Here is an 18,844-nt window from a genome sequence, read left to right as displayed (position 1 = left end):
TGAAAAATTTTCATCCATATTTAAAATAATTAGTTTTTACTCAATTGAACTGTTATATCCTCAAAAATTTTATGTTGATTATTGATTGATCAGTCATCATTAGAGAAATTTGATTCTCAAGGAATGCATAAAGTATATGATAGATGGCCAGAAATTGCTAGAAAAAACTATTTTTCAGATCTTTCTCAAATTGAATTTACTAAATGTCCTCACATAGTTTTTGCAGGAATGGGTGGTTCTGGTGCAATCGGTGATATATTTTCAGCAATATTATCAAAAACTAGCACACATGTAACTGTTGTAAAAGGATATCATCTTCCAAAAACGGTTACAAATAATTCAGTAGTAGTTGTAATTAGTATATCTGGAAATACTGTTGAAACAATTTCAATGCTTAAAAACGCTATAGAAATCAATTCAAAAATCATAGTTTTTTCTGATGGGGGTAAAATAAAAGATATTTGTAATGAAAAAAATATTCCACATAGAAACATAAAAAAATATCATTCTCCTAGAGCATCATTTACTTCATTTCTTTATTCAATGCTACATGTTTTAAAACCAATTATTCCAATTGAAGAAAAAGATATCATAGAATCTATAAAAGAATTAGAAAATATGTCAATAAAAATAAATTCAAAAAAAATTTCAAAAGAAAATCCATCTATTCAAATATCTGAATGGATTAAAGATACCCCAGTAATTTATTATCCATGGGGATTAGAACCAGTAGCAATTAGATTTAAAAATTCCCTACAAGAAAATTCTAAAATTCAAGCGGTTATAGAAGACGTAATAGAATCATGTCATAACGGAATTGTAACATGGGATAAACAAAATAATTTTCAACCAATATTAATTAGAGGTCAAAAAGATTATGAAAAAACAAAAGAAAGGTGGGAAATTTTGAAAGAATTTTTTTCTGAAAAAAAAATTGATTATAAAGAAATTATAAGTGAAAATGGAAATATACTAACAAAAATTATTTGTTTGATTTATCTTTTAGATTATGCCAGTATTTATCTTGCAATAAAATTAAAAGTTGATCCAACTCCAGTAAACGCAATTGAATATATCAAGAATAAACTAAATTAATAAAGAATTTAGAATCTTTTTTGATAGAAAAATATTTTTAACAATTATTTATTGTAGGATTTTTTAACTTTAGTATATTTTTTTGAAATAGTTTTTGCATCTTTAACTTTTTTTGAATAAAAATTATTAATTTTTTCAATTTCCCATAAAGAATCTTCATTGATTAAACTAAGGTTAGGAATTACACAATGTCCTCCAATAAAACCAGGAAACATTTTTGGTCTATTTCCCAAATGTTTTTGAATTTCATCTGAGAATGACCACATTTCATCATAATCAATTTTATGTTTTTTAGCAATAAGATTTGAAATTTGAGCATAATTTATCAACCAACCATAGTATGATGTATCAACAACAATCTTGGCTAATTCCAGGGTTAAAGCATCAGACAATTTTTTTGTTTTAACATTACATTTTTTCATTAATTTTGAAAATTCTAAAGAAGCCCATTGTTTTTTAGGAGCGTTTTTTTCTAATGCATAAAATTTTGTATATTTCTTAAGATCAGAAAGCATTCTACTATGTACTCCTCTAGTTGCACTGTAAATTATTGGTATTTTTAAAGCAGATTGGATATTTTTAGTAGTGTGTGGACTAACAGTACTATGAATTACAATACATTTAGGCTGAAATTTTTTGTTTAGATTAATAACATTATTTTTAAATTTATCAGAAAAAGGAATACAAATGTGAAGAAAAATAGTTTCATTGTCGGTATTCTTATTATATTTTCTTTCATCAGTTAGTTTTGGATTAATATCGTATCCAACCACATAACGAGTTTTAGATAATAGTTTGAAAATAGGTAAACCAATTTCTCCTAAACCAGCAACAACATCCTTTTGTTTTTTCATTTGATACACAAGATGAAATAATTAAAGAATTATTAGTTTTTGCTATTACTTGTCTACAATATTCCTTATTATTGCCTAAATAATATTCAATATTGTCAGAATTATGAAAAAGCGGATATATTTAATGAGGCCAAATGTAGATTCTGAAGAAATTAAAGAAATTGAAAAAGTAATTAATTCCAAATTTCTGACAGAGGGAAAAGTTACTCAAAAATTTGAAAAAAAGATTTCATCATATGTACATTCAAAATATGCTATTGCAACTACATCTGCCACTACTGCATTACATACAGCCTTTGAAGTATTGAATGTAAAAAATAAAAGAGTGCTTGTTTCTGATTTTACATTTCCAGCAACAGCCTTAGCAATCATACAAGCTGGTGGAATTCCAGTACTTGTAGATGTTAACAAGTATAGAATGAATGTAACAAGAGAAATAATTGAAAATTCTATGAAGAAAAATGATGAGTTTGTGTGTCCAGTGTCATTATTTGGAAACCCACTTGATTTAGATTTTTACAAACTAAAGAAACAAGGTTTTTGGATAATAGAAGATGCTGCAACTAATTTAGGTACAAAAATTGGCAATAAGTTCGTAGGAGAGTTGGCAGATATTAGTTGTTTTAGTTTTCATCCTAGAAAAATTATTACAACTGGGGAAGGAGGAATGATTACAACAAACAATAAAAAATTAAACGATAAGATGAGATCATTTAAAGCATTTGGAAAAATTAAAAATAATTTTATAAATTTAGGTACAAATTATAAATTATCAGATATTCAAAGTGCAGTGGGATTATCCCAACTTAAAAAACTAGATAAAATTATTAAAAATAGAAAAATAAATGCAAAAATCTACAATGAATTATTATCAAAAATAGATTATATTAAACCACAAGAGCAAACTCCTAATTCATTGCACACATATCAATCATATACATGCATAGTTACAAAACCAAACATGAGAAATAAAATAATTAAAGAATTGGAATTAAACAACATTGAAAGTCAAATAGGAACATATGCACTTCACTGTTTACCAATTTTTCAAAAATTATCTCAAAATCAAGATTTGAAAAATTCTAATTTCCTGTTTAAAAATTCAATATCATTACCTCTTCATAAGGAATTAAATGAAAAAGATCAAGAAAGAATTTGTAGAATTATTAAGAATGTTATAAAATAATCATTAAAAAATGATGCTGAACACTTATTTTTAGATTATATTATAATTAGTTAGATGATTACACTAAGAGAAATTTCAAATGAAGACATTAAATTTTTATTTGGAATTTTAAATGAACGAAACGAAACTACTAATTTTTCTAATAATAACAAAACTGAATATAAACAGCATGTAGAATTTGTAAATTCAAAACCATACAAAAAATGGTATATTATAGAACATGAAAATGAAAAAGTAGGTAGTATTAATTTAGATCATAATAATGGAATTGGAACATTTATTCTTAAAAAATATCAAAGGAATGGATTTGCAAGTAAAGCTATAAGAGAAATTATCAGGTTAAATCCTGAAAAAAAATATTATGCAAATATTAATCCAAATAATCAAGACTCAATTAAATTATATACTAAATGTGGTTTTGGTCATATTTACAATCACTATGAACTAAATAATGATGAATAATTTTACATTTTAAAATTATGGTAAAAACACATTTTAAGTTATCAAGGTTGATGAGTTTATGAGCAGAGTTGCATTAGTTACAGGAGGAGCAGGATTTATCGGTTCACATTTAGTTAAAAAGCTATTACATGAAAATTACAAGGTGATTGTTTATGATGACTTATCAAATGGAAGTGGAAAGAAAAATCTACCTAAAAAAATTAATTTTATTAAAGGTTCCATACTAAACGAAGCAAAATTTGCTAAAAGTTGCAGTAAAGCAGATGTTGTATTTAATTTAGCAGTGAAACCTCTTCCAATGTCATTTGATAACCCAGAAGAAGTGGTTAAAGTAAATGGTTTAGGGACATTAATAGTTGCAAAAACATGTACTCAATTAAAGAAAAAATTAATTCATGTTTCTTCTAGTGAGTCGTATGGTACAGCACAAAATGTACCTATGAATGAATCACATACTTTCTTTCCAACCACTGTATATGCAGCATCTAAAGCAGCATCAGAATATTATGTACAAAGTTTACATGAATCAGATGGATTGAAAATGGTAATTGTAAGACCGTTTAATTGTTATGGACCTTACATGAGAGATGATGTTTATGCAGCAGCTATACCAAACTTTTATCATCGAATTACAAAAAGAAAACCACCCATAATATTTGGAAATGGTAAACAAACTAGAGATCTTACTTATGTAGAAGATACAGTTAATGGTATTTTTCTTGCAGATAAGAGAACTAAAGCAATCGGAAAGGCACTAAATATTGGACAAGGAAAAGAGACATCAATTAATCAAGTTGCAAAGATGATGATAAAACAATATTCAGGCATTACAGAAACTAGTGTTAGCAGTAAGATTTTATATAAAAAAGAAAGAAAGGGTGATGTTAGAAGGCATTTTGCAGATATTTCGTATGCTAAAAAAATTTTAGGATATAAACCACAGATTAGTTTAGAGGAAGGAGTTAACAAATATCTTCAATGGGCATTAAATGAATAAATTAAAAAATTATTGTCTACAAAATTAAATAATAATTAAAAAAATCAATTATCATAATGAAAATATTAATTGCGGGAAATTTAGTGAATCATGGATATTTTTTAACAAAACTTCTAAGGGAAAATGGTATTTCTGCAGAATTATTATTTAGAAAAAAACCAGAAATAAGTGAAGATCCGTTAAAATTTGATCCTGATTTGAAGGAATATCCAAATTGGGTAAAAACGTGGGATGGTTCAAATAAAAATTGGAAATGGAATGTTATCAATATTATGCGTAAATATGATCTAATTCAAGCATCCACAGAATTACCAATTTTTTCAATGTTTTCAAGAAAACCATACATAGTTTTTGCAACTGGTTCAGACATTATAGAACTTGCACATCAAAATAATCTAAAAGCATTTTTACTTCGTAGAGCATATAAAAAAGCAAAACTCATCATAGTTCCAGGATTATACATGTATCCATCAGTTAAAAAATTGAAATTAAAAAAAACTATTTTTTTGCCATTGTTATGGGATTATAATAAATACAAATTAGAAAATAATTTAATAAAATCAAACAATAAATTTACAATTTTTCATCCAACCAGACACGATTGGCTAGTTAAAGGAAACGATAAATTTCTTAATGCATTTGTACGATTTGCAAAAGAACGAAATAATGTTCAATTAATAATAATTAATCATGGCAAAGATTATCAAAAATCAATTAACATTATAGAAAATGTAAAAGAAAAAGTTAAAATTCTTCCTAACAGATTAGGTCAAAATGAAATGTTACAATATTATCATCAATCAGATGTAGTTGTAGATTATTTTAACCTCGGTTCAACAGGAATGATTGGACAAGAGGCCATGGCTTGTGAAAAACCGCTAATTCAGTATGTCAATACCTTACTTTATGAAGAATACTATAAAGAAATCCCACCAATTGTTAATGCAAATACTGAAGATGAAGTATATCAAGCTCTATCTAAATTAGCAGATGATCCTAAATTATGTGAAAAAATTGGGAAGGATTCTAGAAAATGGCTTTTAAAACATCACGATCCCCAAAAAATTATTAAAAAATACATCTATCTTTATGATTCTGTATTGAATAAGGTCAAATTTGAGATTATTAAAGAAAAAATAAATTCAATATAGAGGGATATTGATAAAATATACTACAATAGATATAATAAAAAACAGTTGTATTAACAAATAGTTTGTTTGTAATTACTTTAGATTGTGATTGGGTACCAGATTTTATTTTAGATGATGTAGTAAATTTATTTAATGAAAAAAATGTAAAAGCAGTTTTTTTTATTACCAATGATTCTCCAACTGTACAAAAATTAAGAAAAAATCCACTCTTTGAAGTTGGAATTCATCCAAATTTTTTTCCAAACTCCTCACATGGTAATGATATAGATTCAGTTCTAAAATACCTCAAAGAAATTATTCCAGAAGCAAAATCAATTAGAACACATGGGCTTTATCAATCAACACCACTTTTAAAAAAATTTCAAGAGTATGGTATTGAAAATGATGTATCAATTTTATTATCAAAAACACCTAACCTAACATCTCATTATTCTAAATTTTTTAATCTTTATCGTTTTCCATATTTTTGGGAGGATGATGTTGAAATGGATGAAGAATACAAATGGTCTTTGGATAATCCATTATTTCACAAAGAAGGTCTAAAAATTTTTAATTTTCATCCCATTCATGTTTATTTGAATTCAAGAAAAATGAATCAGTATAACAGTCTAAAAGAAGAGGTAGGGTTAAACAATGTAAATGAAAATAATATAAAAAATTACATTAATAAAAATAAAAATGGTGCAAAAGACTTTTTAGAAGAAATTATTTCACATCTTGAAAATAAAGATACATTTACCATTCAAAATTTAAAAAAAAAGATTTCAATTTAAAAAATTAAATTTTATTTATTTCAATTATAGTGCCAATGTTCCACTCATTATGACCACTCTCCTGAGAACGTATAATGAATTCAGTTTTATCTAAACCACTTTTTAATAATGTTTTTTCTAATTGTTTCTTTGATAATGCATTAACATAATAACTTCCATTTTTGTCTAATTTAGAGTCATGATTTTCAGAAGTTGGAAAAAATCCTCTATATGCATAGATGTAAGCGTATTTTTTAGTCAGATTTACAGTTTTTAGTAAAAATTGATCAATATCATAAACATGATCTATTACTGAACGCGAAAAAACAAAGTCAAATTTTTTAGGAAAGTCAATTTGAATAAAATCATCACATAAGAAATTAAAATCTGAATGAGTTTTGCAATACTCTATGGCTGATTTGGAAATATCAATTCCAGTATATTCGAATTTTTCAAAAATATCTTTATATTTTATTGGATATACTCCAGGTCCACAACCAACTTCTAAGACAGATTTAATGTCATGTTTATCGCTCAAATAATTTAAGAAATCATTATGCACTAATGGATAGATGCTATCTGTAGATTCATACCACTTTTCAGCATTTTTACCCTGCCATATATCACCATATTGAAATCCAATGGTTCTTCTTCTCAAAGCTCTATAGTATTTTTGAAATTTTTTTCCAAAAACCATACAATCATATAAAAAATTTAGAATATAAACAAATGTTTTTTTAATTTTTGAATTAACATTATTTTGAAAATTAAAACATGTGAATGCTTTTCAAAGATTCAAGCCCATCCAAAATCTATACCGAGAAATTGATATAATTTTTGGTTATAACCTTCAAAATATTCTGATAGTTTATCTCGAGTTTCTTTTTTCAAAACAAGTTTATTTTTTTCATTATTTTTTTCTGATAATGTTATTTTTTTAATATGTTCAATACCCAAAAAATCAAAGCATTTGTTAACTGTATCAAGAGGTTCAGAGAATAAACTTTCAGCTTTTACTATATGCATATTTTTTATTGGGAAATATTCATTCCATTGTTTCAAGTATTCTATGTATAATCCTTCCAACCTATAGAGAAAGAGATTACGTAATTCTAAAGGTGACTTAGTTTTTATAATTTCTTCTTCATGGTTTTTTATAAGATTTAATTCATTTTCTAACGCATCTTCAAATGATTTTGTTTCATTTCCATTCCTAATTTCTTCTAAATATCTAGCAAATGCTCTATCTACAGGATTTCGTAAAATTACAATTATTTTTGGATTTTTAAGTATGTTAAAAACTCGTTTTGGTACAAAATACCCAGGCAAGTTTACTGTTTCACCAACAAATGAAGTTTTTCCATAAATGGCTTCAAATAATTTTTTATAATAAAATGAAGGAAAATTGGATTTGTACCAATTTAATCCATTTTCATTTGTATCTAGAAAAAACCCAGATTCCTCTCTAAGATTATTTAAAATTAATTTATGCTGATTGATATTATTATATAGAAAAGTTTTTGCACAAAATGATGTACCACATACAATAAAATCAGGCATAACTCTAATCGAATTTGTTGATTCATTAAATACAGTATGAAATTTTCTTCTTAAACGATTTATAGAATTCATGCTAAAAGTAATTTGTATTATAATGTCTTATTAATTTCAATTAATGTCCCTGTAGAATTTTCAGAGTCTGTTTCAGACGGATTTATTGAAAACTGATTTTCTTTTAAACCACTTTTGATTAAAGTGTCATTTACCTGTTTTAATGATAAAATACTGTTGTAAACTGCTTCTTTTTCTGCCCATTCCATTTCATGATCTTCTAATTCATCAGAATAACCTAAACTTGAAAGAATGTAAGCATATTTTTCAGATTTTTCTACAATTTTTGAGAGGAATTCATTGATATCATATACATGATGTATAACACCGTGAGAAAATATTAAATCATATTTTTCTGAAAGTATCATTTTCTGAAAATCTCCACATAAGAAATTAAAGTTAGAATGATTTTTACAATACTCTATAGCTGATTTGGAAATATCAATTCCAGTATATTCGAATTTTTCAAAAATATCTTTGTATTTTATTGGATATACTCCAGCACCACAACCAATTTCAAGAATTGTTTTAACATCTTGCTTAGATTTTAAATATGAGAGAAATTTTTGATGCTCAATTAAACCTGTAGAATGTAGACGTTCGTAAAATTTGTTATTTCGTCCTTGCCAAGTTTCACCATAAGAAATTCCAAAAGTTCTTCTTTTAATAGATCTTGTATAGTTCTTTATTTTTTGACCTAAATCACCCATGTCAAGATGTAGATTTTAGGGTATAAATAGAAAGTTGTCTACAAAAATTCCAAAAAATTAATTTTTTATGAAGTAATTAAACTGCATTTGGTTAATTCCCCACCCCATTTCTTTTTGTATCGATATATGCCTATTTCTTTTTGATCACTTGAATTTGGAAAAACTCCTGTAAGATCATAATATCTAAAATTTTCAAATATTGACCAGTCAATAATTTTCCATTTTAAGAGATCCTGAGAATATAATTTTTCAGTGTAATCTTGACTAGAACGAACAATTCCAAATTCATTTACATAATCATTGAAAGTAGTAATTGCCATTGCCCCAACTAGAGATGTATCTTGATATGCTAGAAAACCATTATGCCCAACTGGTTTCATTTGTTCCCACCAATTTTCAGCAATTTCATCTGATGTAAATGGAGTTACTTTACCAGTTTCTTCAAAAAGTTTAAGATATAATAAAAAATCAGATTTGACCATTTTTTTAATAGTAACTCCTCTAGATTCAGAACGACTGATATTTTTTCGCACTGAATGCTTGTCCATTTTATTCCAAATGTCTTCTTTATCATTTAATAGATTAATTAGAAATGTAGATCTGTCTTGAATTTTAAATGGCTCACCTATTTCAGAAAGGAATTCATTAGATAATGGGTGGTTACTTCCTTGAAATTTCCATTTTTTAGAAATTAAGAAATTTTTCAAAGATTGAATGATCTCTAAAGAGTAATCAAAATCAAAAACAACTGGTCCATAAACCCAGATGTATGTTTGACCTTTAGAACCAGAAAACTTTCCTAAAATCTTTCCGATAGATCCTTTATTTTGAAATTTAGAATATGAAATAATCAATAATTGAGCAACTATTTTTCCAGTCTCATTTAAAAAAGAAATATAGTTAGGAGTTCCACCAATGAGGCTTTGAGCGTCAGCAAAATTTTTTGTTTGATAAACTGTTCCTAATTTGGATGTTAGTAATCGTTCATTCCATTTAGAATCTGGAAAATTCTGTATATCTATCGATATCATATCCACAATACTTTTAATTTTTTATAATATTTTTTAAACATCTATTATTCATCCCAATTAAAATTAATTCCTAAAAATTTGAAAAGGTTTTGATTATATGGCCTATAGTATTCAATTAATTTTTTTCTAACATCAGAATTCATTTTTTCATATTTTCTTTTACGTATTTTTTCATAATTTTTTAATTCAAAAGGATCTAAGCCTAAAAAAATCAGTACCTGATTATAAACAAGTGAAGGGTTCTTGTTGAATTCTTCACTGTTAATGAACATAAAATTTTCTTTAGGATATAATTTCATCCAAGGTTTTATTTGTTCCAAATACTCACCAGATTTAATATACGCTCTGTGCGGATAGTTTCTGCCAGAATTATTTTTATTGTTTAACATTTCTTCAATTTCACCTTTAATCCGTTCAGATTCTTTTTCAATTGCATCTTCAAATGTTAAATCTTCATTTTTATGTTCTCTCTCCATTTGATAATGTGAATATGCTCTATCAATAGGATTTCTAAGCATTACAATAATTTTGGCGTCAGGTACAACTTTATGAGCTCTAACAGCAGCTAATGGATGAGTCATGTAATGAGCAGTTGCTTCACCTGAAGCAAAATTTTTATGTTTTATTTTTTCGATAAAAAATTTCTCCCATACAAATGGAAAACACACCTTGTACCAAGAAATTTGTCTATCATAATAACGATCAAAGAAATGAATTTGTTTAGTTAATGAATTACCTACACACGGATGTTGCATTAAATAATCATATAGAGATGATGTACCACATTTAGCCGCTCCAATAATAAGAAAAGTAGGTAAAGTGTGTAATGATTGTGTCAAAGTGCAATATTTTCTGTATACTTGTCTAGAAAATGAATATAATTTTGGATTCCTCATCAATTTTGATCTAGTTGATTGTCGAGTAGATGTATTTGCCCATACATTTGTTTGATTGTTTTTTATAGATTTAGATTCATTCTTTACACATTTAACAATCGCATATGAATAAACACTTGTAAGATCAAAATATGTAGACCAAAATAATGCTTTAAGATTTTTAAATTTAATTGACTTAAAACCATGTTTAGATAATTTTTTTTCTAATTGACTTGAAGAAAATTTATTTGGATAATGGCCATTAGGATCACGAGCTAATGCTCTAAGATTCATAATACTGATAACTACAAAAGCATTGTCTTTACAAACTCTATACATCTCATTTAAAAAATTATCAATATTTTCAACATAAGGAATTACAGAAAAACTGGTAACAAAATCAAACGAATTGTCTTTGAATGGTAAATTTTCTCCAGTTGCAAAACAATTTGGCTTTTCTTTTACATCAGTCATTTGTTCTAAAGGAATGTCTATTCCAACATATTCACAATTGTAGATTTCTTTATACGGTTGCTTTCCACATCCAATATCAAGTCCTAAATGTTTCTTTTGAGAATAATTATCAGTTAGATAAGTGGTAAACCAATGTCTAGTCATTGTTTATCACTTTCTTTTGAATTATTTACAAGATTAAGCATTAGATAGCTTCCAACTTCTCCAGTTTCATTCATTTTCATTAATTCATCTAAAGTAGGTTTTTGGACGTAGTTTATGTTACCAATTATTGGGATATCTAAATCACGTGAAACATAAGATTCTATTTTATAATCTAAATCTTTCATCAATTCAAAAAATTCACGAGTTCCATCAATTCCTAGTTGTCTTCGATGGAGTTCTATTGAGATAATAGGCTTAAATTTTTGAAGAGTTCTTCTTAAACCTTTGAGTATATGAAGTTCGTATCCTTCAGAATCCATTCTAATAAAATCAACTTGTTCTAATTTTAATTCCTCAATGAAAGGATCTAGGATTTTTATTGGAACCTCAGTTAATGTGCCAAGTGAAGGATCAGGTGGAGATACACCCTCGGCAATAACTTTACAGCCATTTGACTTTTTATTGATGAAAAAAGTAGCCTTACCCTCTTTATCACCACAAGCAAAATTGTATGCAGATATATTTTTGACATTTTGAAGTCGAATATTTTTTTCTAAATATTGATAATTTCTTGGTAAAGGCTCAAATACAATAATTTTTCCTTCATCACCTACTAGTTTTCTCTCCAACAATACATAATATCCGATATTTCCTCCTATGTCTAAACATGTCATTCCTTTTTTTAAAATTCTTGAAATGATTTGTGTGTTAATTGGTTCATGACATTTGAATATGGATAATTCTGTAGAAATTCCAGGATCATTAGGAATCATGATCATTTTACTTCCGTTGATTGTAATTGTAGATTCATTTAGATTATTTTGACCACTCTTTATTAGACGAAAAACATAATGTTGAAAAACTCTGAATGCAACATTAAATCCATACCTTTCACGATATTGATTAAATGATGAATATGCCTTTTTAATTGAATGGATTTTTTTTTTCATATTCTCAATTAATTACAAATATCTTAATTTTGCATATAAATTAGATGAATTCATTTTTGATTATACGTGATTACAAAGAATTTGTAGACAAAATAATCTATTAGTTTTAAAATAAAATATAAACAAATGAAAAAAGAGGTTTTTAAAAGATACAATTATTCATGTGTACCAATGAAATTAAATAATTTAGAATCTTGACAGATATCAGAGTAACCTATTCAGGTCTTATTGCATTTGGAATTAATCTAACTAGTATTGTCACTGGTTTAGTTTTTACATTAATTGTTACTCGTAGCTTATCCATTGATGAATTTGGAACGTGGGGGTTGATAAACGGGATAATAATTTATGCAATGATCATAAGTCCAATTATAACATATTGGGTAACAAGAGAAGTAGCTAGAGGTGAAAAGACAGCTATCACAGCTATTTTTTCTAGTGGTGCACTTAGTATAATAGGATTAATAATTTATCTTTTAGCAGCTTATTTCGTAGGAATACAATCAGATGCAAATGTAGATGTCCTTTTGTTTGCAGCAGTTTTAATTCCATTATTTTTTCTTGAGAAATCATCTGTTGCAATTAATTTAGGTCATAAACCTCAAGCTGCAAGCTATGGATTTCTTGCTTTTGAATTAACAAAGATACCTTCAGGACTAATTTTTGTCTATTTTTTAAATTTTGGAGTAGAAGGAGCTATTTTAGCATCAGCAGTAGCATATATTATAAAAATTAGCGTTCATGTATTTTTTTCAAGAAAAATTTTAAGTTCAAGGATTCAAATAAAATATCTAAAAAAATGGATTAAATTATTTTGGTTACCGGTGTATAGGACCCTACCAGCAGTTTTTGCATTATCTGATGTAGCGATATTTTCTATAATGACTGGCTCAGTTACAGGTGTCGCATATTATACTTCAGCAAGAACAGTTGGATTCTTGGTAAACCATGTAAGATCATTTAATCAAGGACTCTATCCAAAATTATTACAAAGTGAAAAACAAGAATTCATACAAGAAAACCTGATAAAATTATTATATTTTGCGTTTCCTTTGATTGCATTTTCCTTTACATTTGCAAGACCTGCATTATTTGCGTTAAATCCAATATACGAGATTGCAGCCCCCATTGTAATAGTTATCAGCATTCGAGCATTTTTGACTACAATTAACAAAGCACTTTATGATACACATCTAGGAATGGAAAAGATCGATAAGGATCCAAAATTAATCTCCTCTAGAAATTATTTAAAAAGTAAACTTATGTTATTTCCAACAATAGATAATATCAAACAAGGAGTTTACATTGGAGTTTTAATATTATTATTATTTATTTTATCTTTTCAAACAAATTCTACTATTGAGCTTGTATTTTATTGGGTCTTAGTTAGTTTGATTGTTGAAATTCCAATAACACTTTACATGATTTATTTAACAAAAACCACATTTACAATAAAAATTGATAAAATTAGTATCATGAAATATTTACTTGCAAGCATCGTAGTTTTTGGAATGATGAGTATGTTCATTGAAGAATTTTTAGAATATAAGATTAGCATCTATGAATTCTTACCACATCTACTGTCATATGGAATAGTTAGTATGGTTGGATATCTAGGTATTACATATTTAATTGACAAAAGAACCAAAATCTTGGTAAATGCAATTTTGAATGAAGTTATTGGAAAAATAAATAAAAAATCTTGAAATAAGAATAATATTTTTCTATGAAAATTTAATAAATTTTTTAAATTTATTTTTAGACGCAGTTAATAAAAAATTCATTCCTTGTGTTTTCCATAAAAGTATTGCAACTTTAACTAATCTAAAAACAGGATTATGAAAAATTCTATATTTTTTAGAAAATGTGTGTAAATAACCTTTATTTTTCATATATTTTTCTATAAATTTTTTTGATTCTTCAATATCATCAAAAATGCTAGAATTAATTTTACTTAGTTTAAGTTCAATAGAAAGTTTAGTTAATTTATTTTTGTATTCATCAGAGATTTTTTGTTGATGAAATACAGCATGATAAAACAAACTATAGAAATAATCTTCTTTAGATGGAATATACAACCCATGCTCAAAAACTCGTCTGTTTAGAATATCATATGCCCATTTTTTATCAAAATAATTATCTTCAGGATATCCAAAATCAAATTTTATTGATTTGCCTCCTACCTTAACAAATGGTGGAAATTCTTTATTAAATGATGATTTGCCTCCATTTGCAATGTATGGAATTCGCAAAAAATCATCAGTTAAAATATCAATATCATTATGATCATAATTTTGATAGTTTTCAGGTAGTTTTTCGAAATTTCTTAATACAACATAATTTGTTGTGGAGTTTAAAACATAGAATAGTTGATTCATGTCTTTCCATTCATTTTGGCCAATTAGATCTGATTCCAATTTTTTTATTTTACCATCCCAATTTTTAGGGAGGTTTTTTGAGAGATCACTAACATTCTTTCCTAACAACATTGTAAGATCATCATTAGTTTCTTTGTCAGTAATACTACTATGAATAGCATATCCCACTCCAGTTAATTTTCTATACAATTTCTTATTATCAAAAAGATTGATATTTACTAATTCCATCCCATTTGATGTTCTTCTTTTTCCAAATTTAGGGTTAGGATCTGATATTACGATAAGAAGTAGAGGACCAGTACCACAATCACTAGTTTTTGTTAATACATTACCTAATTTTGGACCATAAAATCGCTTCATATTATCAGAAAAATTTTTTGTAGCCCATTTAATTTCATAAACATCTCTTATAATGAATTTTTTTTTAATTTCTTCCAAAAGAAAATTCTCTTTACTTCTTCCATTTTCCCATATAACAAAAATATACAAGGGTAAAGTCATATCTTAATTAATTTTAAAACAAAGTCAAACAACATTAAATCACTATTTATCCCATCCAAAATCAACATTCAAGAAATCATAGAGTTTTTGATTATAAGGCTTGAAATAATCAATGAGTTTTTTCCTAATGTCAGAAGTCAATTTATCATCTAAACCTTTACGCATAATTTCATAATTTTTTAATTTAATGGATGGTAAACCAAGAAATTCTAGTGTTTCATTAGTTATTTTCTCTGGATTTGAAAAAAAATCCTCAGCTTTGATAACTAAAATTTGTTTTTTTGGAAATAATTCAAACCATTTTGTAATGTAATTAATGTATAGACCTTTTGTCAAATATCCATTAGAATTAAATTTAAAGCTAAAGTAATTTTCGTCGTTTAACATTTTATCCCATTCACCTTCAATACGTTTTGGTTCATCAAGAATTTCTTGTTCAAAAGTTTGATCTATTATTTTATTTTTATATCTCATTTTATAATGTGAATAACTACGTTCAACAGGATTCCGAAGTAAAAGGATTATTTTACAATTAGGAAGTAATTGTTTGACTCGTTCTGGAGCAAATGGATACCAATAATATCTAGCTGTAGCTTCACCAGTAAGGAATTTTTTTTCTGGACAAAAAAATCTTTTTGCTTTAAATGGAAAACAGGATTTATACCAATCCAATCCACGATTATAATATGCAGTAAAATAATTTGGTTCTTTTACTACACATGGTAAAATTGATGGATGTTGATTTAGATATTCATAAAGAGAAGATGTTCCAGACTTTGCTGCACCTATAATCAGAAAATCAGGTAATGAATGATAATTTGACGATAGTTTTGCATACTTACTATGTATCAGTTTAGCTACAGAATAGAGTTTTGAATTACCTAAACATGCACGAATTTTTTCTCTATTACTATTATTTATTCCAGAATACATATTCAACACTTATTCCCAAGAAATAATTTAGAGAATTGGCAAATATTTGAATAGTTAAGACTAATTATATTTGACATGAATTAATGAAGTTATAAAATCTATTAAAAATATTTGTCTACACATTCTAAAATATAGTAAATCCTAGAAGGAAAATTAATCTCATTTGGTTTAATAATGAATACAATAATTTATTGTAGGATGAGTAAACGAATTCTTTGTATTTTTCCAAATGATCCCCTAATTGCTTATTATAAAAAAGGAGAAATTAAAAAAAGATATTTTAATCCCAAAAACTTTTTTGATGAAGTTCATTGTATATCATTAATTGAAAAAGATATTGATGAAGGAAAAATCCAGAAAATTGTAGGTACTGCAAAATTAAAAATTCACAGTGTTGGAAAAATTAATTTAAAAAATAAAAAAGAAAATTTAAGTGGCATAATTAATCTTGTTAAAGAGATCAATCCAAACGTCATAAGAGCATATAGTCCATTAATTGAAGGATGGTTAGCAGCAAATTGTTCTCAAAAATTAAAAATTCCATTATTTTTATCTTTACATACACAATATGATGCTAATAGAAAATTAGCAAAAAAGAAAGATTTTAAAAAATATTTAAAATTGAAATATACTGAAAAATTTATTGAGCCATTTGTTTTAAAATCTGCAAATAAAATTACCATTGTATATAAAATAATTGAACCTTATGTTTTGAAGCATTCCACCACAATACCCGAAATTTTACATAATAAAGTGGATTGTGATAGATTTTTTAATTCTGAATCCATAGATACACTTCCTCAACCATTAATTTTATCTGTGGGAAATTTAACTCCTGTAAAAAATCATAAAATCTTAATTAAATCTATGCAGAAAATAGATGGGCATTTACTAATTATTGGAAATGGGGAACTATATGATGAATTAAATAATTTGATAAAACATTTAGATCTTCAAAACAAGGTAAGCATAAAAAAATCAGTTCTATATGAAAATATTCAGAAATACTATAAATCGGCAAAAATATTTGCTTTAGCATTTAATTCAGAAATAGAAAGTATCCCTATGCCAGTAATTGAAGCAATGGCGGCAGGTTTGCCTATTATAATTCCACATCCCAAAAAAGGTAATTCTGAAGGATTAGAAGACGTTGCTATTTTTTCTAAAAATGATAATATATCATTTGGAAATAATTTCAAAATGATACTTGATGACAAAAATCTCCAAGAACAACTTTCAAAAAAATCTCTTCAAAAATCAAAAGAATTCGATATATTAAGAATTGAGGCTAGAGAAGCTGAAATATACAATGAATTAATCAAACATATGAACAGCCGTGAAAGAAATAATTAAAAATTAATATCAAAAATATTGAGAGAGAATATCATGTCATTAGAAAAAACACTAGATCAAATTAATTTAAAATCTGCATGTATTGAAATTTATGGTTTAGGATATGTGGGATTTCCACTCACTGTAAGACTTGCATCTAATGATTTAAAAATAATAGGCATAGATATCAATCCAGATAGAATTAACAGACTAGAAAATAATGAATTAATGGATTCTGAAATTAATTTAGAATCAGAATACCTCAAATGTAGAGAGAATGCCAATATTAAATTACAAAAACATCCTGAAGAATCTTCTAATTCAAAGATCGGTATTATCTGCGTACCAACACCAATACCAGATAAAAATACAAATTCTGATATTTTTGTAATATCTGCCGTTAATTCATTTCTTTCAAAAGCCAAATCAGGAGATATGTTAGTTTTAGAAAGCAGTATTGAAGTAGGAACTACAGAAAAAGTTCAAAAAATAATTGAATCTAAAGGATTTAAAGTTGGAAATAATTTTGGATTATGTTTTTGCCCTGAACGAATTGATCCAGCAAATAAAGAATGGGGAGTTGAAAATATTCCCAGAGTCATTTATTGTTCAGATGATCTAACTTTTAAAATTGCAAAAAAAATCTATGAAAATGTAAATCAAGGTAATTTGTTAAGAGTTTCAACTCATAAAGTTGCAGAAATAGTCAAATCTTTTGAAAATGCATTTCGTTTAGTAAACATCACACTCGTAAATGAACTAGCAATTCTTTGTGATAGTTTAGGGGTAAATGTGAAAGAAGTAATTGATGCCGCTGCAACAAAACCATTTGGATTTTTAGCACATTATCCAGGAGCAGGGGCAGGAGGTCATTGTATTCCTAAAGATCCTAGATTCTTACTTGAATCGGCAAAAAAAAGAAATTCAAATTTTGAAACTATTGAACATGCATTAAAAATTAATGAGTATATGCCAAAATACATTTGCAATTCAATTGAAAATAAAATAAATGCAATGGGGTTAAAAAAAATTGTTCTTGTATGTGGTTTAGCATACAAAGCAAATGTAGAAGATATGAGGGATTCCCCAAGTTTTAAAATAATTCAAGAAATGAAAAAACGTGGATTTATTGTTTATGGACATGATCCATTTTTTGATTCTAATTTGTCTAAAAAATATTTAATTGAAAACCATATATCAGAATTAAATTTTAAAAACTTGAAAAATATAGATGATGAATCAATAAAAGAAATTAGTTGTTTATGCGTAGTTCAACATCATGATGAATCTAAAACAAGAATTAAAGAAATTTATGATAATTCAGTAATTCCTTTTATCTATGATTGTCAAAGTAAATTACAAAAAAATCCTCAATCAAAGTCTCAATTAGACTTTTTAGGAAATTAGC

General features: G+C 26.5%; 18 protein-coding genes. 9 read left to right on the top strand and 9 right to left on the bottom strand.

The annotated features are described in order from the left end of the window. Positions 1-81: 81 nt before the first annotated feature. Entirely contained in the window at positions 82-1,095 is a 1,014-nt protein-coding gene (locus C5F49_RS00850) for an SIS domain-containing protein (protein ID WP_343045185.1), read from the top strand. A gap of 44 nt (positions 1,096-1,139) precedes the next feature. Here C5F49_RS00850 and C5F49_RS00845 read toward each other — a convergent pair whose 3' ends face one another. Beyond that, complete coding sequence (locus tag C5F49_RS00845) at positions 1,140-1,949, bottom strand: hypothetical protein (protein WP_179362883.1); 810 nt, start codon at positions 1,947-1,949, stop codon at positions 1,140-1,142. Between the two features lie 124 nt (positions 1,950-2,073). On the opposite strand from C5F49_RS00845, the gene C5F49_RS00840 reads away from it, so the two are divergent. The 5 genes from C5F49_RS00840 (at position 2,074) to C5F49_RS00820 (ending at position 6,518) form a co-directional block, all read left to right on the top strand. Beyond that, positions 2,074-3,135 carry a DegT/DnrJ/EryC1/StrS family aminotransferase gene (locus C5F49_RS00840; protein WP_179362882.1) on the top strand — a complete coding sequence of 354 codons (1,062 nt, stop codon included), beginning with the start codon at positions 2,074-2,076 and terminating at the stop codon, positions 3,133-3,135. Positions 3,136-3,189: 54 nt separating this feature from the next. Further along, positions 3,190-3,597, top strand: coding sequence for a GNAT family N-acetyltransferase (locus C5F49_RS00835; RefSeq protein ID WP_179362881.1), 408 nt, complete (start codon positions 3,190-3,192; stop codon positions 3,595-3,597). Positions 3,598-3,655: 58 nt separating this feature from the next. Beyond that, positions 3,656-4,594 (top strand): SDR family NAD(P)-dependent oxidoreductase, encoded by a 939-nt coding sequence (locus C5F49_RS00830; protein WP_179362880.1) that lies wholly within the window; start codon positions 3,656-3,658, stop codon positions 4,592-4,594. Positions 4,595-4,650: 56 nt separating this feature from the next. Further along, positions 4,651-5,745: a glycosyltransferase family 4 protein gene (locus tag C5F49_RS00825; protein ID WP_179362879.1), complete on the top strand. Its 1,095-nt coding sequence runs from the start codon at positions 4,651-4,653 to the stop codon at positions 5,743-5,745. Positions 5,746-5,807: 62 nt separating this feature from the next. Then, complete coding sequence (locus tag C5F49_RS00820; protein WP_179362878.1) at positions 5,808-6,518, top strand: polysaccharide deacetylase WbmS family protein; 711 nt, start codon at positions 5,808-5,810, stop codon at positions 6,516-6,518. 4 nt (positions 6,519-6,522) lie between these two features. Here the strand turns inward: C5F49_RS00820 and C5F49_RS00815 are convergent, their stop codons facing one another. The 6 genes from C5F49_RS00815 to C5F49_RS00790 all read right to left on the bottom strand — a co-directional run bounded on the left by C5F49_RS00815 (position 6,523) and on the right by C5F49_RS00790 (position 12,292). Further along, positions 6,523-7,194 carry a class I SAM-dependent methyltransferase gene (locus tag C5F49_RS00815; protein ID WP_179362877.1) on the bottom strand — a complete coding sequence of 224 codons (672 nt, stop codon included), beginning with the start codon at positions 7,192-7,194 and terminating at the stop codon, positions 6,523-6,525. Between the two features lie 98 nt (positions 7,195-7,292). Further along, the gene (locus tag C5F49_RS00810) at positions 7,293-8,057 is read right to left on the bottom strand and encodes a sulfotransferase domain-containing protein (protein ID WP_179362876.1); all 765 of its coding nucleotides are present in this window, start codon (positions 8,055-8,057) and stop codon (positions 7,293-7,295) included. A gap of 89 nt (positions 8,058-8,146) precedes the next feature. Next, positions 8,147-8,818: a class I SAM-dependent methyltransferase gene (locus tag C5F49_RS00805; RefSeq protein ID WP_179362875.1), complete on the bottom strand. Its 672-nt coding sequence runs from the start codon at positions 8,816-8,818 to the stop codon at positions 8,147-8,149. A 65-nt stretch (positions 8,819-8,883) separates the two neighbouring features. Next, positions 8,884-9,849, bottom strand: a complete 966-nt coding sequence (locus C5F49_RS00800) for a peptidoglycan bridge formation glycyltransferase FemA/FemB family protein (protein ID WP_179362874.1) — start codon at positions 9,847-9,849, stop codon at positions 8,884-8,886. A gap of 44 nt (positions 9,850-9,893) precedes the next feature. Beyond that, positions 9,894-11,342: a sulfotransferase domain-containing protein gene (locus C5F49_RS00795; RefSeq protein ID WP_179362873.1), complete on the bottom strand. Its 1,449-nt coding sequence runs from the start codon at positions 11,340-11,342 to the stop codon at positions 9,894-9,896. Continuing rightward, complete coding sequence (locus C5F49_RS00790; RefSeq protein ID WP_179362872.1) at positions 11,339-12,292, bottom strand: FkbM family methyltransferase; 954 nt, start codon at positions 12,290-12,292, stop codon at positions 11,339-11,341. The genes C5F49_RS00795 and C5F49_RS00790 overlap by 4 nt, the downstream gene beginning before the upstream one ends. A gap of 194 nt (positions 12,293-12,486) precedes the next feature. Here C5F49_RS00790 and C5F49_RS00785 point away from each other — a divergent pair, with 194 nt between their 5' ends. Beyond that, a complete protein-coding gene (locus C5F49_RS00785; RefSeq protein WP_179362871.1) occupies positions 12,487-13,998 on the top strand; it encodes an MATE family efflux transporter in 1,512 nt (503 codons plus the stop codon). An 18-nt stretch (positions 13,999-14,016) separates the two neighbouring features. Here the strand turns inward: C5F49_RS00785 and C5F49_RS00780 are convergent, their stop codons facing one another. Next, on the bottom strand, positions 14,017-15,108 hold the full coding sequence (locus tag C5F49_RS00780; RefSeq protein ID WP_179362870.1) for a hypothetical protein: 1,092 nt from the start codon (positions 15,106-15,108) through the stop codon (positions 14,017-14,019). Positions 15,109-15,213: 105 nt separating this feature from the next. Beyond that, entirely contained in the window at positions 15,214-16,104 is an 891-nt protein-coding gene (locus tag C5F49_RS00775) for a sulfotransferase domain-containing protein (RefSeq protein WP_179362869.1), read from the bottom strand. Between the two features lie 198 nt (positions 16,105-16,302). On the opposite strand from C5F49_RS00775, the gene C5F49_RS00770 reads away from it, so the two are divergent. Both C5F49_RS00770 and C5F49_RS00765 read left to right on the top strand, forming a co-directional pair. After that, entirely contained in the window at positions 16,303-17,457 is a 1,155-nt protein-coding gene (locus C5F49_RS00770; protein WP_179362868.1) for a glycosyltransferase, read from the top strand. Positions 17,458-17,490: 33 nt separating this feature from the next. Next, on the top strand, positions 17,491-18,843 hold the full coding sequence (locus C5F49_RS00765; RefSeq protein WP_179362867.1) for a nucleotide sugar dehydrogenase: 1,353 nt from the start codon (positions 17,491-17,493) through the stop codon (positions 18,841-18,843). The last annotated feature ends 1 nt before the right edge of the window (position 18,844 follow it).

The sequence above is a fragment of the Nitrosopumilus oxyclinae genome (assembly GCF_013407165.1).
Classification (GTDB): domain Archaea; phylum Thermoproteota; class Nitrososphaeria; order Nitrososphaerales; family Nitrosopumilaceae; genus Nitrosopumilus; species Nitrosopumilus oxyclinae.
Note: the sequence above shows the minus strand (reverse complement) of the source record. Positions and strands in the feature narration are given on the sequence as shown.